Source organism: Paracoccus sp. DMF-8, assembly GCF_029309835.1.
Classification (GTDB): domain Bacteria; phylum Pseudomonadota; class Alphaproteobacteria; order Rhodobacterales; family Rhodobacteraceae; genus Paracoccus.
In genome coordinates, this window is record NZ_JARJHL010000011.1 from 200,362 (window position 1) to 223,985 (window position 23,624).

23 protein-coding genes, 1 tRNA gene and 3 pseudogenes are annotated in these 23,624 nt (G+C 66.1%); 10 read left to right on the plus strand and 17 right to left on the minus strand.

Annotation, left to right across the window (positions count from 1 at the left end; translation table 11 throughout):
- Positions 1-17: 17 nt before the first annotated feature.
- Both PE067_RS12495 and PE067_RS12500 read right to left on the minus strand, forming a co-directional pair.
- Entirely contained in the window at positions 18-1,157 is a 1,140-nt protein-coding gene (locus tag PE067_RS12495; RefSeq protein ID WP_276189689.1) for an alkane 1-monooxygenase, read from the minus strand.
- A complete protein-coding gene (locus tag PE067_RS12500) occupies positions 1,154-2,203 on the minus strand; it encodes an A/G-specific adenine glycosylase (protein ID WP_276189690.1) in 1,050 nt (349 codons plus the stop codon). Before PE067_RS12500 ends, PE067_RS12495 begins: the two co-directional genes overlap by 4 nt.
- Positions 2,204-2,343: 140 nt before the next feature.
- On the opposite strand from PE067_RS12500, the gene PE067_RS12505 reads away from it, so the two are divergent.
- The 3 genes and pseudogenes from PE067_RS12505 to PE067_RS12515 all read left to right on the plus strand — a co-directional run bounded on the left by PE067_RS12505 (position 2,344) and on the right by PE067_RS12515 (position 4,640).
- Positions 2,344-2,850: a DUF721 domain-containing protein gene (locus PE067_RS12505; RefSeq protein WP_276190028.1), complete on the plus strand. Its 507-nt coding sequence runs from the start codon at positions 2,344-2,346 to the stop codon at positions 2,848-2,850.
- Positions 2,847-3,470, plus strand: a complete 624-nt coding sequence (locus PE067_RS12510; RefSeq protein WP_276189691.1) for a DsbA family protein — start codon at positions 2,847-2,849, stop codon at positions 3,468-3,470. Before PE067_RS12505 ends, PE067_RS12510 begins: the two co-directional genes overlap by 4 nt.
- 54 nt (positions 3,471-3,524) lie before the next feature.
- Positions 3,525-4,640, plus strand: a pseudogene (locus PE067_RS12515) (CaiB/BaiF CoA-transferase family protein).
- Here the strand turns inward: PE067_RS12515 and lpxK are convergent.
- The 10 genes and pseudogenes from lpxK to PE067_RS12565 all read right to left on the minus strand — a co-directional run bounded on the left by lpxK (position 4,637) and on the right by PE067_RS12565 (position 14,045).
- Positions 4,637-5,632 carry a tetraacyldisaccharide 4'-kinase gene (gene lpxK / locus PE067_RS12520; RefSeq protein WP_276190030.1) on the minus strand — a complete coding sequence of 332 codons (996 nt, stop codon included), beginning with the start codon at positions 5,630-5,632 and terminating at the stop codon, positions 4,637-4,639. The pseudogene PE067_RS12515 and the gene lpxK sit on opposite strands and share 4 nt — an antisense overlap.
- A 669-nt stretch (positions 5,633-6,301) precedes the next feature.
- A pseudogene (locus tag PE067_RS12525) lies at positions 6,302-6,733 on the minus strand (glycosyltransferase N-terminal domain-containing protein); the annotation flags it as partial.
- Between the two features lie 135 nt (positions 6,734-6,868).
- Positions 6,869-7,114 (minus strand): DUF4170 domain-containing protein, encoded by a 246-nt coding sequence (locus PE067_RS12530; RefSeq protein WP_276189694.1) that lies wholly within the window; start codon positions 7,112-7,114, stop codon positions 6,869-6,871.
- Between the two features lie 347 nt (positions 7,115-7,461).
- Positions 7,462-7,547, minus strand: a tRNA-Leu gene (locus tag PE067_RS12535).
- Positions 7,548-7,613: 66 nt separating this feature from the next.
- Positions 7,614-8,534, minus strand: coding sequence for an arginase (rocF, locus tag PE067_RS12540; protein ID WP_276189696.1), 921 nt, complete (start codon positions 8,532-8,534; stop codon positions 7,614-7,616).
- A gap of 136 nt (positions 8,535-8,670) precedes the next feature.
- Positions 8,671-10,389 carry a methionine--tRNA ligase gene (gene metG / locus PE067_RS12545; protein ID WP_276189697.1) on the minus strand — a complete coding sequence of 573 codons (1,719 nt, stop codon included), beginning with the start codon at positions 10,387-10,389 and terminating at the stop codon, positions 8,671-8,673.
- An 888-nt stretch (positions 10,390-11,277) separates the two neighbouring features.
- Positions 11,278-11,721 (minus strand): NUDIX hydrolase, encoded by a 444-nt coding sequence (locus PE067_RS12550; protein ID WP_276189698.1) that lies wholly within the window; start codon positions 11,719-11,721, stop codon positions 11,278-11,280.
- Positions 11,722-11,723: 2 nt separating this feature from the next.
- Positions 11,724-12,659 carry a hypothetical protein gene (locus tag PE067_RS12555; RefSeq protein ID WP_276189700.1) on the minus strand — a complete coding sequence of 312 codons (936 nt, stop codon included), beginning with the start codon at positions 12,657-12,659 and terminating at the stop codon, positions 11,724-11,726.
- Positions 12,656-13,429, minus strand: a complete 774-nt coding sequence (locus PE067_RS12560; protein WP_276189701.1) for a hypothetical protein — start codon at positions 13,427-13,429, stop codon at positions 12,656-12,658. Before PE067_RS12560 ends, PE067_RS12555 begins: the two co-directional genes overlap by 4 nt.
- 1 nt (position 13,430) lies before the next feature.
- The gene (locus PE067_RS12565; RefSeq protein ID WP_276189703.1) at positions 13,431-14,045 is read right to left on the minus strand and encodes a GcrA family cell cycle regulator; all 615 of its coding nucleotides are present in this window, start codon (positions 14,043-14,045) and stop codon (positions 13,431-13,433) included.
- A 127-nt stretch (positions 14,046-14,172) separates the two neighbouring features.
- Between PE067_RS12565 and PE067_RS12570 the strand changes: the two genes are divergently transcribed.
- Positions 14,173-14,994: an ABC transporter permease gene (locus tag PE067_RS12570; protein ID WP_276189705.1), complete on the plus strand. Its 822-nt coding sequence runs from the start codon at positions 14,173-14,175 to the stop codon at positions 14,992-14,994.
- On the opposite strand, the gene PE067_RS12575 is transcribed toward PE067_RS12570, so the two are convergent.
- Positions 14,966-15,616 carry a glutathione S-transferase family protein gene (locus PE067_RS12575; protein ID WP_276189707.1) on the minus strand — a complete coding sequence of 217 codons (651 nt, stop codon included), beginning with the start codon at positions 15,614-15,616 and terminating at the stop codon, positions 14,966-14,968. The two genes, PE067_RS12570 and PE067_RS12575, sit on opposite strands and share 29 nt — an antisense overlap.
- A gap of 156 nt (positions 15,617-15,772) precedes the next feature.
- Between PE067_RS12575 and PE067_RS12580 the strand changes: the two genes are divergently transcribed.
- The 4 genes from PE067_RS12580 (at position 15,773) to argF (ending at position 19,097) form a co-directional block, all read left to right on the plus strand.
- On the plus strand, positions 15,773-16,216 hold the full coding sequence (locus PE067_RS12580; protein ID WP_276189709.1) for a DMT family transporter: 444 nt from the start codon (positions 15,773-15,775) through the stop codon (positions 16,214-16,216).
- A 165-nt stretch (positions 16,217-16,381) separates the two neighbouring features.
- A complete protein-coding gene (locus tag PE067_RS12585; protein WP_276189711.1) occupies positions 16,382-17,554 on the plus strand; it encodes an aspartate aminotransferase family protein in 1,173 nt (390 codons plus the stop codon).
- A complete protein-coding gene (locus PE067_RS12590; RefSeq protein WP_276189712.1) occupies positions 17,547-18,062 on the plus strand; it encodes a GNAT family N-acetyltransferase in 516 nt (171 codons plus the stop codon). The genes PE067_RS12585 and PE067_RS12590 overlap by 8 nt, the downstream gene beginning before the upstream one ends.
- 108 nt (positions 18,063-18,170) lie before the next feature.
- Positions 18,171-19,097 carry an ornithine carbamoyltransferase gene (argF, locus tag PE067_RS12595; protein WP_276189714.1) on the plus strand — a complete coding sequence of 309 codons (927 nt, stop codon included), beginning with the start codon at positions 18,171-18,173 and terminating at the stop codon, positions 19,095-19,097.
- A gap of 104 nt (positions 19,098-19,201) precedes the next feature.
- Here argF and PE067_RS12600 read toward each other — a convergent pair whose 3' ends face one another.
- Both PE067_RS12600 and PE067_RS12605 read right to left on the minus strand, forming a co-directional pair.
- Positions 19,202-19,930, minus strand: a complete 729-nt coding sequence (locus PE067_RS12600) for a CbiX/SirB N-terminal domain-containing protein (protein WP_276189715.1) — start codon at positions 19,928-19,930, stop codon at positions 19,202-19,204.
- Positions 19,923-20,483, minus strand: a complete 561-nt coding sequence (locus PE067_RS12605) for a DUF4202 domain-containing protein (protein WP_276189717.1) — start codon at positions 20,481-20,483, stop codon at positions 19,923-19,925. The genes PE067_RS12600 and PE067_RS12605 overlap by 8 nt, the downstream gene beginning before the upstream one ends.
- Before the next feature lie 97 nt (positions 20,484-20,580).
- On the opposite strand from PE067_RS12605, the gene PE067_RS12610 reads away from it, so the two are divergent.
- Entirely contained in the window at positions 20,581-21,087 is a 507-nt protein-coding gene (locus PE067_RS12610; protein WP_276189719.1) for an NnrU family protein, read from the plus strand.
- On the opposite strand, the pseudogene PE067_RS12615 reads toward PE067_RS12610, so the two are convergent.
- A pseudogene (locus PE067_RS12615) lies at positions 21,084-22,087 on the minus strand (FAD-dependent oxidoreductase). The gene PE067_RS12610 and the pseudogene PE067_RS12615 overlap by 4 nt on opposite strands.
- A gap of 47 nt (positions 22,088-22,134) precedes the next feature.
- On the opposite strand from PE067_RS12615, the gene mnmD reads away from it, so the two are divergent.
- Positions 22,135-22,815, plus strand: coding sequence for a tRNA (5-methylaminomethyl-2-thiouridine)(34)-methyltransferase MnmD (gene mnmD, locus PE067_RS12620; RefSeq protein WP_276189721.1), 681 nt, complete (start codon positions 22,135-22,137; stop codon positions 22,813-22,815).
- A 19-nt stretch (positions 22,816-22,834) separates the two neighbouring features.
- Here the strand turns inward: mnmD and PE067_RS12625 are convergent, their stop codons facing one another.
- Positions 22,835-23,581 (minus strand): rhomboid family intramembrane serine protease, encoded by a 747-nt coding sequence (locus PE067_RS12625; protein WP_276189723.1) that lies wholly within the window; start codon positions 23,579-23,581, stop codon positions 22,835-22,837.
- Between the last annotated feature and the right edge of the window lie 43 nt (positions 23,582-23,624).

Consider the following 23,624-nt stretch of genomic DNA (forward strand, 5'->3'; position numbering starts at 1 on the left):
GATATTGTTTCGCGGCGCTATAGCGCACCGCGCGGGGGCGGGTTTTCGCCGCGGGTATAGGGCGCCCAATCCGCGATCTCGGGATAGAACTGGCGCCGCCATGCGCGGACGCGCGGGTTCATGCGCCGCCGCCAGACCGGCGGGATCATCGCGACAAAGGTCATCGCGGGATAGCCGAACGGCAGTTGCGGGGCATCTTCCTGCGAATAGGTCTGCAACAGGGGAAAGCGGCGGTCGGGTTTGTAATGGTGATCCGAATGGCGTTGCAGGTTGATCAGCAGCCAGTTCGACGCGGTATGCGAGGCATTCCAGCTATGACGCGGCAGGACATGTTCATATTTGCCATTGCCCAGATATTTGCGCGTCAGGCCGTAATGTTCGACGTAATTGGTCAGCTCCAACTGCCAGATCGCGACAAAGGCCTGCCAGATGAACAGCAACAGCCCCGTCCCGCCACCCAAGACCAGGGCCAGCGCCAGCATCGCCAGTTGCAGCGCCCCGTAGCGCCAGAACGGGTTGCGCAGATCAAAGGCCGACCGTCCCGACCGCGTCAGCCGCGCGGTTTCGGCGCGCCATGCGCTGGCCGGGCAATCGGCCGAGACACGCAGGAAGTAGCGGAAAAAGCCTTCGTTATACCGTGCCGTCACCGCATCGCGGGGCGTCGCCACCCAAGAATGATGCACCAGCAGATGTTCGGTGCGGAAATGCGAATAGAGCGTCGAGGCCAGCAGCAGATCGCCCAGCCACCGCTCTGCCCGGTTGCGCTGGTGCAGCAGCTCATGGGCGTAAACCATGCCGATGGTGCCGGAACTGACGCCGATGCCGAAAAACAGCCCCAGCTTTTCAGGGCCGCCCAGATGCCCCTGCCGCGTGACATACCAGATCGTGCCAAAGATCAGAGCCGCCTGAACCGGAAACCAGATCAAGGTGATGGCGCGATACCAGAACAGATGTTCCTCGGGCGTTTGGGGATCGGGGTTTTCGCCGTTCAGCCCCAGCACCAGATCCATGAAGGTGACCAGATACCACGCATAGGCGGGCAGGGTCAGGAACCACCAGCCGCCCTTGAGTGCCGCCAGCACCGTCAGGGGGATCATGCCAAGCGACATCCAGAAGGGCAGGGCGTCGATCAGCCGGTGGCGCAGCGGTTGGGTCATGTCAGGCTCCGGGCAGGGCTGGTTGCGGTGGGATCTGCCGGACAGGCCAGCGACCAGACCTTGCGCATCAGGCCGGGCAGCGCCTCTGGGTCGAATTCGTCCAGGGGACAGCCTGCCGCGCGTCGCTGGCGTCGCAAGGGGGCGGCCATCACTGTAAGCTCCAGCGCGAAATGGGTAAAGATGCGGCGCACCGCGCCGACCTGACGCCAGTCGGCGGGGGCGGGCGGGGGCAGGTCGCTGCCGTCCCACCCGGTCGAGGGGAAGGCCAGCGTGCCGCCCAGCAGGCCCTTGGGCGCGCGTTCCTCGACCAGAACGGCGCTGTTCGTCAGCCCGACCCAGGCAATGCCCCGACGTTCGGGTTTCGGCTTTTTCGGGGATTTGCGCGGCAGATCGGCGGCAATGCCCCGCGCGCGGGCGTCACAATCGTCCGTCAGGGGACAGATCGTGCAGGCCGGGCTGCGCGGCGTGCAGATCGTCGCGCCCAGATCCATCGCGGCCTGCGCGAAATCGCCCGGCCGCTTTTGCGGGGTCAGGGTCGCGGCCAGATCGCGCAAAACAGGCTTGGCGGCGGGCATCGGGGTTTCGACGGCAAACAGCCGCGCCGTGACACGTTCGACATTGCCGTCGACCACGGTTTCAGGCGCGTCATGGGCGATCGCCGCAATCGCGGCCGAGGTATAGGGGCCGACGCCGGGCAGCCCGGCCAGCCCCTCGCGCGTGGTCGGAAAGCCGCCCTGCGCCGCGACCTGACGGGCGCAGGCGACCAGATTGCGGGCGCGGGCGTAATAGCCCAGACCCGCCCATTCGGCCATGACCTGCGCATCATCGGCGCGGGCCAGATCCTCGACCGTTGGCCACAGCGTCGTAAAGCGTTCGAAATAGGATTTCACCGCCGCGACAGTGGTTTGCTGCAACATGATTTCCGACAGCCAGACGCGATAGGGGTCGCCGCGCCCCGCGCCGGGCGGGACGCGCCAGGGCAGCTTGCGGGCGTGGCGGTCATACCAGCCGAGCAGCCGTGTCGCGATCACTGAGCTTTCACGCAATTTTCAGACCTTGTCTCTGGCAAATGGATGCGGGGCGGTCCAGACTGCGGCGCAGTTTAACCATGCGGTTCCAGATGGCCCAGACCAAAGCCAAGCACAATGCCGACAACCGCCGCAACGATGCTGGCCTGCGCCGTCGCATGCGCGGCTTTGAAACGGCGGCGGCGCTGGTTGCAACCCCGGTGCGGGCGGTCGGTGAGACGCGCGGCTTTGCCGTGGCGCGGCTGTTGACCAACTGGGCCGAGGTGGTCGGCCCCGAGCTTGCGCAATCGACCCGCCCCGTCCGCATCAGCCACGGGCGCGGTTTTGGCGCGACGCTGACCCTGCTGGTGCAGGGCGCCCATGCCCCCCTGATCGAAATGCAAAAGGACCGCATCAGGGAAAAGGTGAACGCCTGCTACGGCTTCAACGCGGTGTCGCGCATCACCCTGACCCAGACCGCGCCCACCGGCTTTGCCGAGGGGCAGGCCAGCTTTGACCACGGGCCGAAGGAACCCCGCCGTCGCCCGCCCAGCCCCGAAGCCTGCCGGCAGGCCGAGGCCATCGCCGGCGGTTTTCAAGATCCCGTCCTGTCCGCCGCAATCCGGCAGATGGCGCTGAACACCATGTCCAAAACGGACGACAACGACCGAAAGGCACGCAGATGACCCTTGACCGCCCCTTCTTCATGGTGGCCGCCGCCGCCGCGATTTCGGCTCTTACCTTTGGCCCGGCGCTGGCGCAGGACGCCGCCCCCGCCCAGGGCGAAACCGCGCAGGCCAGCCAGGAAGCCCCCGAGGGCAAGGTCCTGCCCGACATCGTGCTGGGCCAGGAAAGCGCGCCGGTCACCTTCATCGAATATGCCAGCTTCACCTGCAGCCATTGCCGCGATTTCCACAACAACAACTTTGACAAGCTGAAGACGGAATATATCGACACCGGCAAGGTCAAGTTCATCCAGCGCGATGTCTATTTCGACGCGGTCGGCCTGTGGGCGGGCGTGCTGGCGCGCTGCGGCGGTGACGACAAATATTACGCGGTCTCGGACCTGCTGTTCACCGAACAGACGACCTGGCTGGCGGGCAAGACCGGCGAGGAAATCGCCACGAACCTGCGCAAGATCGGCGCCAAGGCGGGCATGGCGCCCGACCAGATGGAAGCCTGCTGGAACAACCAGCAGACCGTCGCCGATCTGGTCACGACCTTCCAGACCAACGCAGGCGGCGACAAGATCGAAGGCACGCCGACCTTCATCATCAATGGCGAAACCGTCCACAACCAACCTTAGGAATCGCTGAAGGAGGTTCTGGACGCCAAGGTTGCGGCAGCGGGCTGATAGGCCGTGAAGCCTCTGGCCGGGCTGAAAGTCGTTGAACTGGCACGGATTCTGGCTGGCCCCTGGGCCGGTCAGACGCTTGCCGATCTGGGGGCCGAGGTCATCAAGGTCGAAGCCCCCGAAGGCGATGACACCCGCCGTTGGAGGCCGCCCTTCATCACCCGCGACGGCGACGAAAGCGCGGCCTATTTCCACGCGACCAATCGCGGCAAGGCATCCGTCACCGCCGATTTCCGCACGGCCGAGGGGCAGGCCAAGGTCCGCGACCTGATCCGCGACGCCGATGTCGTGCTGGAAAACTTCAAGCTGGGCGGGCTGGCGAAATACGGGCTGGATCATGCGTCGCTGGCGCAGGTGAACCCGCGGCTTGTCTATTGCTCGATCACCGGCTTCGGGCAGACCGGCCCCTATGCGGCCCGCGCGGGTTACGATTACATCATTCAGGGCATGTCCGGCCTGATGAGCGTGACCGGCGCGCCCGATGGCCAGCCGCAAAAGGTCGGCGTGCCGGTCGCTCGATATTTTCACGGGCATCTATGCCGTCGTCGGCATTCTGGCGGCGCTGCATCAGCGACAGACCACGGGCCGGGGCCAACGTATCGATATGGCGCTGTTCGATGTCGCGACGGCGGTGATGGCCAATCAGGCGATGAACTATCTGGCGACGGGGACGGCACCGCAGCGGCTTGGCAATGCCCATCCCCAATCTGGTGCCCTATGCGGTCTTTGACTGCGCCGATGCCTGGATCATCATCGCGACCGGAAATGACGGGCAATATCGCCGGCCTGTGCGCCGGTTCTGGGCCTGCCCGCGCTGGCCGATGCGCCCGATGTCCACGACCAACGCCCAACGCACATCGCCAACCGCGAGAGCCGACGGCGGCCCTGTCATCCGTGACGAAACTGTGGAAACGCGACGAGCTGCTGGCCGCCTGTGAATCGCAGAGCGTGCCCGCCGGTCCGATCAACGACATGGCCGATGTCTTCGCCGATCCCCAGATCATCGCGCGGGGCCTGCAAATCGCCCCCGAAGGCATCCCCGGCGTCCGCACCCCCATCGTCTTTTCCGATTCGGAACTGTCGCTGGACCGGGCGTCCCCGCGTCTTGGGCAGGACGATTAAAGCCCGAGCGCGGCAAGCTCGTCGGCCAGCGGCGCCGCATCGTCCAGACGCAAGCGCACCGGCAGGGTCAGCACCTTGGGGCGAAAGCTGCGGGGCAGGCGCACGGCGTCCTTTTCGGTGGTGACAAGCTGGGTGCCGGTCAGCCGCGCCTCGGTTTCCAGACGGGTCAGCAGGGCCTGGGTAAAGGGCTGGTGATCCTCCAGCGCCTCGGCCCGGATGATCTGGGCGCCAAGGCCGGACAGCGTGGCAAAGAATTTCTGCGGATGGCCGATCCCGGCAAAGGCCAGAACGCGCAGGTCGTGCCAGTCCATGCCCATCTGCAACGGATCCAGCGAACCGGTCAGCCGCGCCACGCCTGATGCCGCATCGCCCCAGTTGTCCGCGAACCGCGCCTGCGCGGCGGCGTCGCCGATGGTCAGCAGCAGATCGGCGCGGGCAAGGCCGCGCGCGACGGGTTCGCGCAGCGGGCCTGCGGGCAGGCACAGCCCGTTGCCGAAACCACGCGCGGCATCGGCGACGACCAGCGATAGGTCGTGATGCAGCGACGGGTCCTGAAAGCCGTCGTCCAGCACGATCACCTGCGCGCCATCCGCCACCGCCGCCTCTGCGCCCGCCACGCGGTCATCTGCGACCCAGACCGGCGCGAAGGATGACATCAGCAGCGGCTCATCCCCGACCTGCGCGGCCTTGTGCCGGCGCTCATCGACGCGCAACGGTCCCTTTTCGCTGCCGCCAAAGCCGCGAGAAACGATCTGCACCCGCACCCCGCGCTGGTCCAGCATCTGCGCCAGCATGATGACGGTCGGCGTCTTGCCGGTGCCGCCCGCGTTGATATTGCCGATGCAGATCACCGGCACGCCGACGCGCCTGCGCGACCCGCGCGCCAGCCGCCGGGCCGTGCCCGTGGCGTAAAGCGCGCCAAGCGGCGACAGCGCGCGGGCAGCCAGTCCGGGCTTGCGGTCGTTCCAGAACCGGGGCGCGCGCAGCGTCACTGGCCGCGCCCCGATCGCGCCCAGCACCGTGGCGGCGATATGGCGGATGACCGCCGCGCCGCCGGTGCTGACGCCCCTGGCATTCTGTGCCAGAACCGCGGCCTGATCGGCGGCGGACAGGTCGTTCAGGGCCTTGCGCAGCCCTTCGGCATCGGGAACGGGACGCGCCGCCCCCGCGCCGTCAAGTTGCGCCCATTCGGCCTCGAACGGGCCGGGCAGGGGGCCGTGGATGATGGCCGAGCCAAGCGCCGCCGGTTCAAAGGGATGGCGGGGGGGCAGGCCCTCGCCCTCGATCAGCGTGCCGCCCATGAAACAGACCGGCGCCAGCCGATACCACAGGCCCATTTCGTCATCCTCTTCGGCGATGAGGATCTGGTCATCCGCGCAGGGGTCTTCGTCATCGGAACGCAGCACCACGGCCATCCCCATTTCCGCAGCCATTTCCGTCAGTTCGGGGATGATCCGTCCGGGCACGCCCGCCGGGATCAGCATGGCGCGGTGGTTGTATTGCAGCATCTCCTGATGGGCGGCGATTGCGACATGCGCCTCGGGGATGGTGGGCGAGGCGGCCAGCCAGATGTGGCGCTCGCGCAGCAACTGGGCCATGACCAGCCGTTCGGGCTCATTGCCGCGCAGGGGCGCGCGAATATCGGTCACCGGCCCTGTCACCTCGATCGCGGCCCGGCGGCCGCCAAGGTCGCGGGCCAGCGTGGCCGAAGGCTGGTCGGGGGCCAGGATATGGTCGATGCGCGAAAACAGGCTGCGCGTCAGGCTGTTTTTCCAGAAGCCGCGCCGGTTCTGGCCGGTCAGGCGCGATTCGGCCATGATGATCGGGGCGTGGCGATGGGCGAAATCCGCGATCAGCGCGGCGGGCAGATCCTCGCCCAGAATCAGCAGGGCGGCGGGGTCCAGTTGCGCGGTCATGCGCGTGGCGCTGGCGGCGTCGGGCAGGGGCGGCATCCGCAATGTCCCGCGCGGCAGCCCGTCCAGGCTGGTCCCGCCCCCCGAAATCAGGATGCGCAGATCCGGGCGCGAGGATCGCAGCGCCTGCAGCACGGGCGCCAGCGCCGCAGGATCGTCGGCGCCGCTTTCCAGATGCACGAACAGCAAAGGCCCCGGCCCCGGCAACTGGCCGGGTTCGGGGATCGCGACATCCTCGGTTGCGGGAAAGGTCTTGCGCAGGTGCAGCCACAGCGCCAGCTTGCCCGCGCTGTCATGCAGCGCCGCCAATCCGGGTCAGCCGCCCAGCTTTTCGGTGGCGCTGGCCTCGATCTCTTCGTCGCGCAGGCGATGCAGATGGGCGATGAAATAGCGGGTCTGGGCGCTGTCCACGGTGCGCTGCGCCTCGGCCTTCCAGGCGGCATGGGCGGCTTGGTAATTGGGGAAAACGCCGACGACGTGGATCTTGTCGGGGTCGCGGAATTCGGTCCGCGCGGAATCGACAAGCTCTCCGCCGAAGACGAGGTGAAGACGTTGCGTCATGCTCTTGCTCTCGTGCTGGGTGATCGGCGCGAACTTAGCCGAGCATATCGCCGCAACCAAGGCTATTTCCTAAAAACCTTGGGGCTTTGCGTTTGCGTCGAATCACCGCCGGGGCTATGGATGAAGAAGGGCCGGGATGGTCAGGTTCAGTTTGTTAACTCGTGCGTGGTTGTGTGGTGGCACGCGCGATAGAAGGGTTCCGGCCTTAGGGGGGCTGGGACCCTTCATTATTTCCCGCCTGACGTCGCGTCGCACCGCATCTTTTCGCGTGACTTTCGGAGCCCTGTCAGTGCAGCGGATCTGGCTGTCCGGACGCCCGTTTGCGGGCGGAACCGGCATTGGGGCGGTGGTGCGGGCGGCGGGACTTGAACCCGCACAGGCTTGCGCCCCAGGGAGTTTAAGTCCCATGCGTCTACCATTCCGCCACGCCCGCAAGTTGTTTCTGACTAGCGCGCCTTGGGTTACCGCGCAAGCGCGGCGACACACATAGGGCGTGTCGTCAATAGCTGCGCGTGGGGCGGTCGAAAACCTTGCGGCCCATCAGGCTGCCGACCAGTTCGACCATCAGCCGCGCCGTCTTGCCGCGTTCATCCAGAAAGGGGTTCAGCTCGACCAGATCCAGCGAGGTGACCAGCGCGCTTTCGTGCAGCAGTTCCATCACCAGATGCGCCTCGCGGAAGGTGGCGCCGCCGGGGACGGTGGTGCCGACGGCGGGGGCGATCGCGGGGTCCAGGAAATCGACATCAAGGCTGACATGCAGCATGCCGTTTTCCGCCCTGACGCGGTCCAGAAATTCGCGCAAGGGCGCGACAATGCCGCGTTCGTCCAGCACGCGCATGTCGTTCACGATGATGTCGGTCTGCATCAGCGCGGCATTTTCGGCGGGATCGACGCTGCGGATACCGAACATGCAGATGTTTTCCTGCGGGATCCGCAGCGGAAAGGGGAGCAGCGGATCAAAGCCCGCGCGCCCGGCCGCATAGGCCATCGGCGTGCCGTGCAGATTGCCCGAACTCGTCGTCTCGAAACTGTGGAAATCGCTGTGCGCGTCCAGCCAGATCACGAATTGCGGACGGTTCAGCGCCTTGGCCTGCGCGGCGACCCCCGCGACCGTCCCCAGGGACAGCGCATGGTCCCCGCCCAGAAAGATCGGCATGCCGTCAACCATTGCGGCGGTGCCTGCCGCGGCCAGCGCCTCGGTCCAGGCGATGATTTCGGGCAGATGGTGAATGGCAGCATTCGGGTGGCTGGCGGGGCGCAGCGGCGTCGGAGCGACGTCGCCGCGATCCTCGACCGTGTGGCCCAGTTCTTGCAGGGTCTGGGCGATGCCCGCGACGCGATAGGCCGCCGGCCCCATGACGCAGCCGGGGCGGCGCTGGCCTTCGTCGACGGGGGCGCCGATCAGGATGCAATGGGTCATGGCTTTTCCTGCTGATGGATGGGTCGGGGTCAGGATGCCGCCAGTTCGGGCAAAGGTCCACCGGCAGCCTTGCCCGTCGATGCAGAAAAAAGCCGCCACGCATCGCGCGGGCGCCTGAATTCGGAAAGCTCCGGGCCTAGCTGCGGATGCCCTTGAACCGCTCCTGCCATTCGTCGCGCTGTTCGTCGCTGATCTTGGCGAACATCACATCCGGCGTGGTAAAGGCATGACCGGCGGGCAGCGCCTGCAACGCGGTCGCGATATCGCCCGGCCAGTCGCGGTTCCCGGTGCCCATCGCGGCCAGCATCTGATCGGCGGCAAAGGGGATGAAGGGCGCCGACAGCACCGCATACAGCCGGATCAGGTTCAGCCCAAGCCGCACCTGCATCGCGGCCTTTTCCGGGTCCGTCTTGTAGGTGGACCAGGGCGCGGCGGATTGCAGGTATTCATTGCCCAGAACCCAGATTGCGCGCAGTTCGGCGGCGGATTTGCGGACCTCCATATGGTCCATGAAGCCCTCATAGGCGTGGATGCGGGTGGCCAGCGCCGCGATCAGCGCCTCTTCCTCGGGACCATAGCTGCCGCCTTCGGGCACCACCTCGCCGAATTTCGAGCGGCAGAATTTGGTGATGCGGCTGACGAAATTGCCCAGCACATCGGCCAGGTCCTTGTTCACCGACTGCTGGAAATTGTCCCAGGTGAATTCGCTGTCACCCGATTCCGGCGCGTGGGACAAAAGCCACCAGCGCCAGTAATCGGCGGGCAGGATCGACAGCGCCTGATCCATGAACACCCCGCGCCCCTGGCTGGTGCTGAATTGCCCGCCGTCATAGGTCAGGTAGTTGAAGCTCTTGATGTAATCGACCAGCTTCCACGGTTCACCCGAGCCGATGATCGTCGCCGGAAAGGACAGCGTATGGAAAGGCACGTTATCCTTGCCCATGAACTGGGTATAGGTGACGTCCCCCGCGCCTTCGTCCAGTCGCCACCAGCGCCGCCATGCGCTGTCGGGTTCGCCGCGCCTGTCGGTGCCTTCGGCGGTGGCGGCGATATATTCGATGGGGGCGTCGAACCAGACGTAAAAGACCTTGCCCTCCATCCCCGGCCAGGGCTGGTCGCCCTTTTTCACCGGGATGCCCCAATGCAGGTCGCGGGTGATGCCCCGGTCCTGCAGGCCGTCGCCGTCATTCAGCCATTTGCGCGCGATCGAGGTGGTCAGGATCGGCCAGTCGGTCTTGCTGTCGATCCATGCCGCGATCTGGTCCTTCAGCGCGCGCTGGCGCAGATAGAGATGCTTGGTCGTGCGCACCTCAAGGTTCGTGCTGCCGGAAATCGCGGAACGCGGGTCGATCAGGTCGGTCGGGTCCAACTGCTTGGTGCAGTTTTCGCACTGATCCCCGCGCGCTTTGTCGTAACCGCAGTTGGGGCAGGTGCCCTCGATATAGCGGTCGGGCAGGAAACGGCCGTCGTCAATGGAATAGACCTGTTTTTCCTCGACCTCGGAAATCCAGCCGTTTTCGTCCAGCTTGCCCGCGAAATGCTGGGTCAGCCCGTGGTTGCGCTGGCTGGACGACCGCCCGAAATGGTCGAATGACAGGCCGAAGTTGCGCGCGATTTCGGCCTGAACCTCGTGCATTTCGGCACAGAACACCTCGACCGGCTGGCCTGCCTTGGCGGCGGCCAGTTCGGCGGGCGTGCCATGTTCGTCGGTGGCGCAGATGAACATCACCTCATGCCCGCGCCCGCGCAGGTATCGCGCAAACAGGTCCGCCGGCAGTTGCGAGCCGACCAGATTGCCGAGGTGCTTGATCCCGTTGATGTAGGGGATCGCCGAGGTGATGAGATGCCGGGCCATGTGCGCGTCCTGAAAAACCTGCGGGACTCTTAGCGTCAGGTGCCCGCCTTGACCAGATGCCAGCCGTTCCCGCGCAGCGCATGTCAGGATGAGCGTTTTGCGGGCCGGACAACCTGCAGCATCGAAAAACTTGCGGATCTGACGTGGCGGGCATAGTATCCGAACGAGCGTTTGACAAAAAACCTGCGCAGAACCGTCACGCAAAGATCGGCTGAACGTCATGAAACTTTCTTATGGGCCGATGCGGCCACCGTCATTCTATCTGTCATGGGTGCTGGCACTGACCCTGGGCGCGCTGATCGCCGATCTGGTGCTGAGCGATTCCATCACCCAGGTTTTCAAGGAAAATCACAGCATCGAAGGCATGTCGGCCATTCTGTTGCTGGTGGCGGCGGGCATGTGGTTCGGCTTTGGCGCCCATCGCCGCCAACCGCGCGACTGGCATATTCCGGTCATCCTGATCCTGATGGCGCTGCGCGAACTGGATTTTGACAAGGCCTTCACGACCGAGGGCATCTTGCAGCTTCGCCTGTATTCGGGCGCGGCGCCGCTGTGGGAAAAGGCCATCGGGGCGTTTTTCGTCCTGCTGATCCTGATCTGCGGCCTGCGGCTGGCATGGTTCAACCTGCCCCGCTGGTTTCGGGGGCTGCGCAGGGGCGATCCGACCAGTTGGCTGGTCGGCGCATCGAGCGTGCTGCTGATCGTGGCGAAATCGCTGGACGGGATCGACCGCAAGCTCGCGCCCTTCGGCATCAGTTTTTCACGCGATTTCGTCACCCAATCCGGCCGATTCGAGGAGCTGATGGAGATGGTGATGGCGATCCTGCTGATTCAGGCCGTCATCTATTACGCAAGGCCGGTGCGTGATCTGGGCGCGCAGCGATCCGGTCAGGCGGATCGCGGCAAGTTCAGCGCGCGGCGGATCACGCGGTCCACGGCCGCGCTTGTCGGCAGCGCGCCCGACAGCGCATCGCCGACGGGCACCCAACTGGCCTCCAGCGCGTCATCGCCTGCGACGGGAAAGCCCTCCAGATAGTCGCACAGCACCGCCGCCAGCAGGAAATGAAAGCGCAGCGTGCCATCCTCGCCGTGCTGAATCACATCGACATTGTCCAGATAGGCCAGCGGACGGGCGGTGACGCCGGTTTCCTCGACCAGTTCGCGGGCGGCGGCGTCCAGCGCGGTCTCGCCCGGCTCGACATGGCCGCCCGGAAAACCCCAAAGCCCGGCGTCCGGCGGATTTTTCCGCCGCACCAGCAGCACCTGACCGTCGCGGATCACCACCGCCAGCGCGGCAAGACGGGGGTAAGATGGCGCAGCGGTTGTCGTCATGTCTATCCGGGCGTGGCGCCGACACTGTTCAGGATGGACTGGCGCATCGCGGCTTTTTGCTCGTCGATGGCGGTGGCCAGTCCTGCCTCGAACTCTTCACGGTTGAAATATTCGTCCAGTTTGACAACGGCATAATCAACGGCCAGCCAGCCCACGACCGCGCCGGCAACACCGCCGACGACGGTGCCCACCGGGCCGACGACGCTGCCTGCCGCCGCACCTGCCGCCGCCGCGCCGCCGATGCCGCCTGCCTTGCCCAGACCCTTGGCCGCCGCCTTGGCGGCGGTTGCGGCCACGACTTTCTTGGCGATGGGTTTGACGATGGCGACGACCGCCACGGTCGCCGAAGCCGAGGCCAGCGGGGCGGTGACCAGCATCCGCCGCTGTGCATCGTGCAGCGATTTTTCGATTGCGTCGGTCAGGGGCTGGCCGGTGGTTTCGGCCAGTCTCTCGCCTTCGCGCGTGAAGGCATCGGTGACGGTTGTGCGATAGATCTCGGTCAGCGCGGCCATCTCGGCGCTGTGACGATCCTCGAACCCGGCAAACAGATGTTGGCGCATCAGGCTGCCGACTTCTTCCTCGATGCCAAGCGTTTCCGCGCCTGCCGCCAGCAATTCGGCATATTGGCCCCAGACCGAATAATGAAAATCGGCATAGGCGGGAATCGCGGCATGGACGGGCCGGAACATGCGGTCCAGCGCCGGGTCCAGATGGGCCGCGACCGCCTGTGCGCCCGCCTGCCTTGCGCGGGTTTCGATCTGGCCCAACTGTTGCTGCGTCAGGCTGGCCGGCGCCGGGGGCGCGTCGGGCAGGGGGCGCAGCAGGGCCAGACCGACCAGAATCAGCGTGGCCGCGATCAGGACCAGAATCGTCGCCCAGAAGTAAAAGCCGATCCCGCGTCCCGTCGGCCTGGTCGTGGCGGGTGAAAGCGGGTTCATGCGCGCAGCCTGACGAGGTTGAAAGTCGTGGCAATATCGCCGAAAAACCGGCCAATCGCCATGAATATCAGCGCATTATAGACAAACAGCAAGGCCGCGCCGCCCCAGATCCTGTTCAGCGATTTCAGCATCCAGCGGATCGCGGCTTCCAGCAGTTGCAGCGCGCTCAGCGCCTCGATCATGCCGTCGCGGCGGGCGGGCAGTTCCTGCAAGGCGGCGTTCAGCACCTGCGCGAAACTGCCCGCGTCCAGATAGGCGGGGGGCGGCAGGATGTTTTGCTGCATCCAGAAATGGACAAGGCAAAAGGGCAGCGCGACACCCGCCGCGACCCAAGCGCTGGCCGAAACCGCGAATTCCGGGCGCAATTCGCGCGCGGCGATGCGGCGCAGGGCGGCCACCGCGGCCAGCGTGCAAAGCCCAAGCGCGGCGGCCAGCAGCAGTTCCGCGCCATGGGCGCCAAGCGCGAAATGAAAGACGCCCAGAGTGATCGCGCCCGCCTCGACCACGGCCAGAATCGCGCCGCTGATCCGTCCGGTGAACCAGTGCTTATAGCGCGATTGCGGCAGAAAGACGCTTTCGCGCAGGGCCAGAACCAGACGGATGCGGCGCTGCCAGATACCTGCGCCGACCAGCAGAAAGGCGGCCAAAGGGGCGATCATCGCGGCCGGGGTCGCGGGATAGCCCACGCGCCACAGGGCAAACAGCAGCGCACAGCAGGCCCCCGCCAGGATCTCGGGCCAGAAGCCCGCCGGTTCGCGGGCCGCAGCCACCTTAGCGGCGACGGTCGCGGCGCGAACTCATGGGCTGGAATGCGACGCTGACATGCGCCTCGCAATAGGGTTTGCCGGGTTGGCTGGGCATGCCGCAGAACCAGAATTTTTCCGTCGCGGGGTCGCCGATCGGCCATTTGCAGGTCCGCTCGGTCAGCTCCATCAGGGTCAGCTTGCGCGATTTCTTTTCGATCTCGCGGACCGAGGCCAGCGTTTCGGGGCTGATTTCATTCGTCGGCACCGGGGGCAGGGGCTGGCCGGCCGGGATCACGGTGCGGCGCAATTGCGGTTGCGGCGCGGTTTCGGCCACCGGTGCGGGCTCGGCCGCGGGTTCTTCGACCGGGCGGGGCTGCGGTTCGGGCGCGGGCTTGGCCGCAGGCGCGGGTTTCGGCGCGGCGGTTGCAGCGGGTTCGGGGGCCGGTGCGGGCGCTGCGGCGGGTTGCGCGGCTGCCGGGGCCGGGGTTTCGTCATTGCGGTTCGACAGGCCAAGCCGGTGGACCTTGCCGATCACGGCGTTGCGGGTCACGCCGCCAAGCTCTTTTGCAATCTGGCTGGCCGATTGGCCTTCGGACCACATGCGTTTCAGCGTTTCGACGCGTTCATCCGTCCAGGACATGACTTGCCTTTCCATTCCGGGCGCGGATCGCCCGAGAGACTTGTTGCGGCTTTAATTCTGCGAGGCCCGCATCTAATACGGGATGCACTGAAATACCCGCACAACCCGGCAAATTCAAGGAGCGCCGATGCGCGACCCCGCGACTACCCCAGAATTTTCCGATTTCGGCGTGCGCCGCTTTGGCCGCGTCAACTGGATCGGCCTGTATACGCTGTGCCGGCGCGAGACGATGCGCTTTATGTCCGTGTGGCAGCAGACGATCTTTGCGCCCCTGATGACGGCCGCGCTGTTCGTCACCGTTTTCGCCCTGGCGATGGGCGAGGGGCGCGGCGCGGTCATGGGCCTGCCCTATCTGGAATTCCTTGGCCCCGGCATCCTGATGATGACGGTGATCCAGAATGCCTTTGCGAATACCTCGTCTTCGATGATTTCGGCCAAGATGCAGGGCAATATCGTCGATACGCTGATGCCGCCGCTGTCGGCGGGGGAAATCCTGACCGGCTATCTGACCGGCGCGCTGATCCGGGCGCTGATCGTCGCGGCCGTGATCGCGGCGGGCATGGCGCTGGCGATCGGGCAGGGCGTTGCCCATCCGGTCTGGGCGCTGGTCTTTGTCGTGCTGGGCGCGCTGCTGATGGGCGGGCTGGGGTTGCTGGGCGGGATCATCGCGCAGAAATTCGACCAGATGGCGGTCATCACGAATTTCATCGTGACGCCGCTGTCCTTTCTGTCGGGCACCTTCTATTCCGTGCAGGCCCTGCCCGAGCCTTTCCGCACGCTGGCCCATTGGAACCCGATCTTTTTCCTGATCGACGGGGCGCGCTATGGTTTCGTTGGCGTCAGTGACGCGCCGGTCTGGCGCGGCTTTTGCGTGGTGCTGGTCTCGGTTCTGGTCGTCGGCTTCATCGCCTGGCGCTGGCTCAGGACAGGCTATCGGATGAAGCCATGACCAAAAGCCCGTCCCGCGTCGCCAGGACCGAGGGGTTTTCGCGCATCACCGCCCACCACCGCGACAGGACCTGATATTCGGCCAGCACTTCTGCCCCTTCGCGGGCAGAGGCAAAGGCGTCGATCATCCCCGCCAGATGCAGGTCGCCAAGCGTCGGGTTCTGTGCCGAATTCGGGGCGACCAGCCTGTCCAGCGCGGCCAGCACCTTGCGGCTGGCATCCAGCCCGGCGTGGATGCGCCAATGTTCGACCTCATACCCCTTGGCCGGGGAAAAGACCGCGTTGGTATAGACCTGACGGACCAGCGGGTCATAGCCGTAGTTGTCCGCGACCTCGATCACCTGCGCCATGCGGGCGCGGCGGATCGGGCCTTTGGGTTGCAGTTTCGGGCCGTCGAAGGCCTCGTCCAGATAGCGGCAGATCGCGCCGGTTTCATAGATCGCGAAATCGCCATGTTCCAGCGCGGGCACCTTGCCGAAGGGATGCAGCGCCAGATGGTCGTCGGGCAGCGGGCCAAAGGGGTCGATTTCCGCCCATTCAGCCGTCAGGCCCTTGGCATGCAGGACCATGCGGGCAATGCGGGAATAGACGCTGTAGCGGTAGCCGTGCAGGATGATGCTCATGCGCGCGTCATAGCAAATGTGGCGGGCCGGGAAAATACGATCTGTTGTGTCGGGAATATATAGCGGATCTTGAAAAATGCCGGGTTGCGTCCCGCGGTTTGGCGGCGCAGGAAAAGGGCGGCCTGTCGTCAGCCCGCCCGTCGAGGAAGGAAAACCATGCAAATCCCCTTTGTTGCCGTCATCTTCGTCATTCTGGCAGGTGCCTGCATTTCCATTCAGGCACCGATCAACGCGGCCCTTGGGCGCGCGGTGCAAAGCCCGCTGGTCGCGGCGGCGATTTCCTTTGCCGTGGGTTTCGTGCTGCTGACGCTGGCGGCCTTTGCCTCGGGCGACGGGCGCGGGTTTGCCACCGCCTTTCGTCAGGACTGGAAGCTGTGGCTGGGCGGCATTCTGGGCGCCTTTTACGTCTGGACCATCGTCTGGACCCTGCCGCGCATGGGCGTCGTCACCGCGATCTGCGCCATGGCGCTTGGCCAGATGGTCGCGGCGATCATTCTGGACCGTGTCGGGGCCTTTGGCCTGCCGGTGCGCGAGGTCTCGATCCCGCGCATCGTGGCGGCGCTGATGGTGGCGGGCGGGTTGGTGCTGTCGCGGTTCTAAGCCCGCTTGCGAATCTGCGATTTCCGCGATATGCGGGCGCCATGATCATCCGGACCGCCCTTTCCATCCGTCCCCGACGTTGACATTCAACGCCCGATCACGCCTGCCTTTTCCAAACATCGCCAACGCCGCCCTGCGCGGCTGATCCCTGCAAAGGATATCGCCATGATTCCGCATGTTTTGCCGACCTATAACCGCGCCGATCTTGCCTTTGAACGGGGCGAGGGTTCCTGGGCCATCGCGACCGACGGGACGCGATATCTGGATCTGGGCGCCGGGATCGCGGTCAATGTGCTGGGCCATGCCAACCCCGATCTGGTCGCGGCGCTGACTGAACAGGCGGGCAGGATCTGGCATGTATCCAACCTGTATCACATCCCGCAGCAGGAAAAGCTGGCCGATCAACTGGTCGAAAGCACCTTTGCCGATACGGTTTTCTTTACCAATTCCGGCACCGAGGCCGCCGAACTGGCGATCAAGATGGTGCGCAAATACTGGACCGATCAGGGCCAGCCCGACCGGATCGAGATCCTGACCTTTGAAGGTGCGTTCCATGGTCGTTCGACCGGGGCGATTGCCGCTGCCGGGTCGGAAAAGATGGTCGCGGGTTACGGCCCCCTGATGCCCGGTTTTCGCAGCCTGCCTTGGGGCGATATCGACGCTTTGAAAGCCGCGATCAGTGACCAGACCGCCGCTGTCATGCTGGAACCCTTGCAGGGCGAAGGCGGCATCCGCCCGCTGCCCGATGCCGATCTGGCCGCCATCCGGGCGCTTTGCGACCAGACCGGCGCGCTGCTGGTCTTGGACGAGGTGCAATGCGGCATGGGCCGGACCGGCAAGCTGTTTGCCCATGAATGGGCGGGCATCACGCCCGACATCATGATGGTCGCCAAGGGTATCGGCGGCGGGTTCCCCCTGGGCGCCGTTCTGGCCACCGAAAAGGCGGCGAAAGCGATGGTCGCGGGCAGCCATGGTTCGACCTATGGCGGCAACCCGCTGGCCTGCGCGGTCGGTGCCCGCGTCATGGATATCGTCGCCACCCCCGAATTTCTGGCCGAGGTGAACCGCAAGGCCGCCCTGTTCCGCCAGAAGCTGGAATCGCTGGTCGCCGCCCATCCCGCCGTGTTCGACAGCGTGCGCGGTCAGGGCCTGATGCTGGGCCTGAAGCTGAAAATCGCGCCCGCCGATCTGGTCAAGGCCGGTTACGCCGAACATCTGCTGACCGTTCCCGCCGCCGACAACACCCTGCGCCTGCTGCCGCCCCTGAACATCGCGGACGAAGATATCGCCGAGGCCGTGGCCCGGCTGGACCGGGCTGCGGGGCGGCTGGATGGCTGAGGACCAGCAACCCGATGCCAGCGAAGGGGCGGGGGTCACCTATGACTTCCGCCCGGTCGCGCATGGCGACATGATCCTGCTGGCGCGCTGGCTGCGCGAACCCGTGGTTGCGGCATGGTGGCGCGACCCGGTGCGTCAGCTTGCCGAAATCCAGCAGGATCTGGCCAATCCGCAGATGGAACAGGTCATTGTCACCGCCGACGGCGACCCCATCGCCTATGCCCAGGTCTACGAAGTCCACGCCTTTGACGCCCCGCATCTGGCCGCGCAGCCGCAGGGCGCGCTGGCCATCGACTGCTTTGCAGGACCCGAGGGGCTGGGGCATGGCAAGGCATGGCTGCGCGAACTGGGCGACCGCCTGCTGTCAGGCGCATTCGTCATCGTCGTCGATCCCGAACCCGGCAATATGCGCGCGGTCGCGGCCTATCAGGGCGCGGGCTTTACGGATCGCGGCATGGGCAATGACGCTCAGGGCAACCCGGCCCGGATCATGACGCGCCACCGATGAGGCGTGCAAAATCCGCACCAGAATCCCCGGTTTGCCTGTCGTTCCCCACTTGACCCGCCACCCGCCTTCTTGCTTGGCTCGCGGGATGCATCTGAAAGCCAATGTCACATGAACAGTTTCCTTGATATCCACACCACCGAAAAATCCGAACTGCGCGGCATGATCGAAAGCGCCCGCCGCATGAAAGAGGCGCGCAATGGCCGGCCCAAGGGCGCCCCGGACGACGAGCTGCCGCTGAAAAACCGCATGGTCGCGCTGATTTTCGAAAAGCCCTCGACCCGGACCCGCGTCAGCTTCGACCTTGGCGTGCGCCAGATGGGCGGGCAGACGATGGTGCTGTCGGGGACGGAACTGCAACTGGGGCATGGCGAAACCATCGCCGACACCGCCCGCGTGCTGTCGCGCTATGTCGACCTGATCATGATCCGCACCTTCGAGGAAGCGACCCTGCAGGAAATGGCCGAATATGCCGATGTGCCGGTCATCAACGGGCTGACGAACCGCACCCACCCCTGCCAGATCATGGCCGATGTCCTGACCTATGAGGAACACCGTGGCCCCATCGCGGGCAAGAAAGTCGTCTGGTCGGGCGATGGCAACAATGTCTGTGCCAGCCTGATTCAGGCTGCGGGGCAATTCGGTTTCGACTTTACCTTTACCGGCCCGGCGGCGCTGGACCCGGAACGGGTCTGGATGGATTTCGCCCGCGAACAGGGGGTGGCCGCTGAAATCCAGCGCGATCCGGCCAAGGCCGTGGCGGGGGCGGATCTGGTGGTCACCGATACCTGGGTGTCGATGCATGATCCGCAATCCGCCAAGGAACGCCGCCACAACCAGTTGCGCGGCTATCAGGTCAATAAAAAGCTGATGGCCCATGCCAAGCCGGATGCGCTGTTCATGCATTGCCTGCCCGCCCATCGCGAGGACGAGGTCACCAGCGCCGTCATGGACGGCCCGCACTCCGTGGTCTTTGATGAGGCTGAAAACCGCCTGCACGCGCAAAAGGCGGTAATGCGCTGGTGCCTGAACGTCTGAAAACCCGGTGATGATCTTCCCTGCCGGGCTGCGGCGGGGAACGTCGCTGGCCCCCGCGCGATGCGGGCCGTTCTATCCCGTCCCATCCCGGCTGATGGCCCCGATCAATGGCCCCGATCAATGGCATGGGCGATCATCGCGGGCACCTGGGCGGCGAGGCCGATAGGGGGCAGGACGACGCCTTCGAATTCCGCCTCGGCCAGGGCGCGGGGCAGGTCCTGGGTGACATGGTCCGCGCGCGTCGCAAAAAACGGCAGGCAGATCGCGCGCTGCCCGAATCCACGCGCGGATTCAAAGATATGCGGGGCTTCCTCGACAAAGCCGCAGGCGGTGCGGGCGACATGGGGGATCAGCTTTTCGGCCAGCGCATAGACCGCTTCGGCGGGTGCCCGCGACCGCCCCGAACCGTGACCCGCGATCATCACGCCCGTCTCTGCCAGCCGCCAGCCCTGCGCGGCGGCGGCCTCGGTCAGCAAGGCCAGCGCAAGCTGCGCCAGACCCGGATCGGCGCCGAAAGGGGGCAGGATGCGGGGCGCGCCAGCCTCGATTCCGGCCCCCACCTCGGCCAGCCTGCGCGGCAGTTCGACCCGCGTGAACCAGCCCCCGGCCATGAACATCGGATAGACCAGCAGGCCGCGCCCGGCGCCGGCCTTGCCGACGGAGGCCGCGACCGCGCGCTCCAGCGCGCCGGGCATGGCCAGCGTCGCGCCCCGGACATCGCGCGCGCCCAGCATGGCCGAAACCTTCGCCGCCAGCCCCTCGACCGCCTGTTGCTGGCCTTCCGGGTCGCCCGGCTGGCCGTGGGCGACGATGAGGATGGCGGGCTCAGTCACGAAAGGATGTCGCGAAAGGTTCGGGAATATCGAATTCCTGCAAGGCCCGCGCCCGCGCCATGGCCGACATCTTGCGCGCCGTCTTGTCGACGATGCGGACCATTTCATCGGGTTCGCGCGTCCCCGCAAAGGGACCCATATACCAGCGGATAAAGGTGAAACAGGCGACATCCTCCAGCGCCTGCACATCGGGGTCGCGCTTGATCCCCTGTTTCATCAGCATCTTTTCGGCATGGTGCACCGCACCGTCATCATAACCGGCATCGCGCATGATGCCCGCGACGCGGGCGGCGTGGCGGCGGCCCTGTTCGGTGCGCCAGGCCAGATAGCCCGCGCGGTCCATCGGGAAATCGGCGCGGGGCAGGGTCCAGCGTTCGATATGCTGGCCCCGGCAGGCGATGCGCAGGGGGGCGTCCGCATCGGGATACAGCAGCTCCTGTTCGGCGGTCATGCGCTGGCCATAGAGCAGTTCGGCAGGCTGGCCGTCGGTCAGGTGCGGGTCTTGGGCATTGGCCTTGTCGATGGCGTCGAAGGCGGTCTGAAGGCGGGACATCTGGGGCTCCGGATTTGGCTGGGGTCATTTTGCCGCAGCAGGCCGGGGCGTCAATCGCATTGCCGAGGATGCGGCGCGGCAATAGCCTGTCGCCATGATGTCTTGGGTCGAATTCATCGCGGCGCTGGCCGCATTTCTGGCGGCGCATATGGTGCCCGTCCGCCTGAAGGGACCGCTGACCGCGTTGCTTGGGCGGCGCGGCTATATCATCGCCTTCAGCCTGCTGTCGCTGGCCTTGCTGTATTGGCTGATCATGGCCGCAGGCCGCGCGCCACATGTCGCGTTCTGGCCACAGCAGGAATGGATGCGCTGGCTGGTCAATATCGTGATGCCGCTGGCTTTTCTGCTGGGCGCGACCTGCGGCATGGCAGGGATCCTGACCGGCTTTGCGCTGTGGTCGGGCGCGCATCTGATCGCGAACGGAGACCTTGCCCATGTCATCCTGTTCGGGCTGATGCTGGCCTATGCGCTGGCCGGTCTGGCCCGCGCAAGGCCCGCATTCCGGCCAAGGCCGACGCCCCTGCGCATCGTGACCGGACTGGGGCTGTGGGCGGTTGTCTGGCATCTCCACACCGCCGTCATCGGCGTGTCGCCCATGCCCTAGGGGCGAAAATCCGGGGGCACGCGGTCGCGCCCCTCCAGCACCAGATCGGCGATCATGCCGGCCACGGCGGGGGCCATGCCAAAGCCGATCTTGAACCCGCCATTCGCGACGAACCGCCCGGGCCGCCCCGGCCAGCCCCGACCAGCGGCGCGCGGGATCTGGCGCGCGGACGCAGCCCTGCCCAACGGTCGATCACCTCGGCCCCTTCCAGCGCGGGGCACAGGCGGCGGGCCAGGTCGATCAACTCGTCCAGTTGACCATCTGTCCCCAGCCCGTCGCTTTCGCGTTCCGAGGTCGACCCGATCCCCACCGTCCCGTCGCCATGGGGCACGATATGCAGTGCCTCGGCAAAGACCTGCGGCGCGTCGCACGCGTCGAAACGCAGCAGCGCCGACTGGCCCTTGACGCCATTGCCGCCGAATTCGGCCAGCCCCTGCGCGCCGGTCGCCCAGATCATCGTGTCATCGGGGGCGGGCGTACCCTCGATCACCTCGGCGCCGGCGGCCCGCAGGGCGGCGGCCAGCGCGGCCAGTGCGCGGCGCGGATTCAGCCGCGCGGTCAGGTTGTCGAACAGCCACAGCCCGTCCGGGCTTTCGGGGATCAGGGCCGCATCGGGGCTGTCCAGAATTTCCAGCCGCGCCCATTCGGGCCAGTTCCGGCGCGCGGCGGCGATGCGGTCCCGGATGCGCGGCAGGGTCGCGGCGGCCAGCGGTTGCAGGCGGCCGGTGCGCCCGTAACCGGGATCTGTCTCCCCCGCTGCGGCGATGCCGGCCCACCAGTCGGCGGCGCCGGCCAGCGCCTCCAGCTGCACCTGTTTCTTGTCATTCCAGTTTTCAGGCGCATGGGGGGCCAGCGCGCCGACGGTGCCGCCCGACGATCCCGCGCCGATCTGCCGCGCTTCGAACAGGCGGACGGGGGCGCCGCGCCGGGTCAGTTCCCATGCGCAGGACAGGCCGAAAATGCCGCCGCCCGCGATCGTCACGGGTTTTTCGCTTGCCATTCCGCCGCCCTTTCCGCATCTGCCCCGAAACGCCGGAGTTAGCGCGAATGACCGCCACGGACCAGAGCCAGCCCGATGCAACCGATCCCGCGCTGGAATGGCGCGAGGGCGGGATTCCCGTCTCGACCCGCTTTGACGACCCCTATTTCAGTCTGGCGGGGGGGCTGGATGAGACGCGCCATGTCTTTCTGGCCGGAAACGATCTGCCCGCGCGGCTGCGGCCGGGGTTGCATATCGCCGAACTGGGCTTTGGCACCGGGCTGAACCTGCTGGCGCTGGCGCAGATGGCGGGGGATATGGCCCTGCGCTACACCTCGTTCGAGGGGTTTCCGATGAGCGTGGCGGAGCTGGCCCGTGCCCATGGCGCTTTTCCCGAACTGGCCGATCTGGCCGCAGAGCTGCGCGCGGGCTGGTCCGCCCCACGGTTTCGCCTGCGCCGGATCGAGGTCGAGATCATCACCGGCGATGTCCGCGCCAGTTTGCCCGACTGGCCGGGCCGCGCGGATGTCTGGTTCCTGGACGGTTTTTCCCCCGCCAAGAACCCGGATATGTGGGGCGAGGATGTGATGGCCGGGGTCGGGCGCCACACCGCGCCGGGCGGCACGTTCGCGACCTATACCGCTGCGGGCCATGTCCGCCGCGCCCTGCAGGCGGCGGGGTTCGCGGTCGAAAGGGCGCCGGGTTTCGCGGGCAAACGGCATATGAGCCGGGGGCGGATGCCGGGTTAGGCGCGCGCGCCCCGCAGGATCAGCCCCGGGGGCCGCCGCGACGATCCCGGCGCACCTCAGGGATATGGCTGGGCCGGAACTTCGTGGCCGGATGGGGCGGCTGGCCGCGTGTCCGGTTCCAGAAGGCGGTGCCGCCGCGCCGCAGGAACAGCGGCAGCGTCAGCAGGATGCCCGCGACAAAGCCGCCGTTATGCGCCCAATAGGCCACCCCGGAATCGGCGCCGCTGGTCAGCCCCATGATCAGTTGCAGCCCGAACCAGACCAGCAGGATCACCCATGCCGGAACGACAATGCGGCGGATCAGGATGATGATGATCGCGATCACGTCGATGCGGGCGCGCGGAAACAGCAGCAGATAGCCCCCCATCACCCCGGCAATCGCCCCCGAGGCCCCGACCATCGGCACCGTCGAATAAGGATCGGTCACAACCTGCGCCAGCGCCGCCAGCATGCCGCAGGCAAGGTAAAAGACCAGAAAGCCGGCATGGCCCATCTGGTCCTCCATATTGTCGCCAAAGACCCATAAAAACAGCATGTTGCCTAGAATATGCAGCAACCCGCCATGCAGGAACATATGGGTGACCAGCGCGGGCAGGCGCATGCCTTCGGTGATGGCCAGCGGATACAGCGCGTTTTCGACCCAAAGCCGCAGCATATTGCCGCCCCAGCTTTCGGTCAGGACATAGATCAGCAGGTTCAGCGCGATCAGCCCGATGGTGACATAGGGCGTCCGGGACGATGGATTGTGATCGCGGATCGGAAACATGCGCGGCTTTCGGGTAAAGTCACAGGCTGCCCCGCCATGGGCC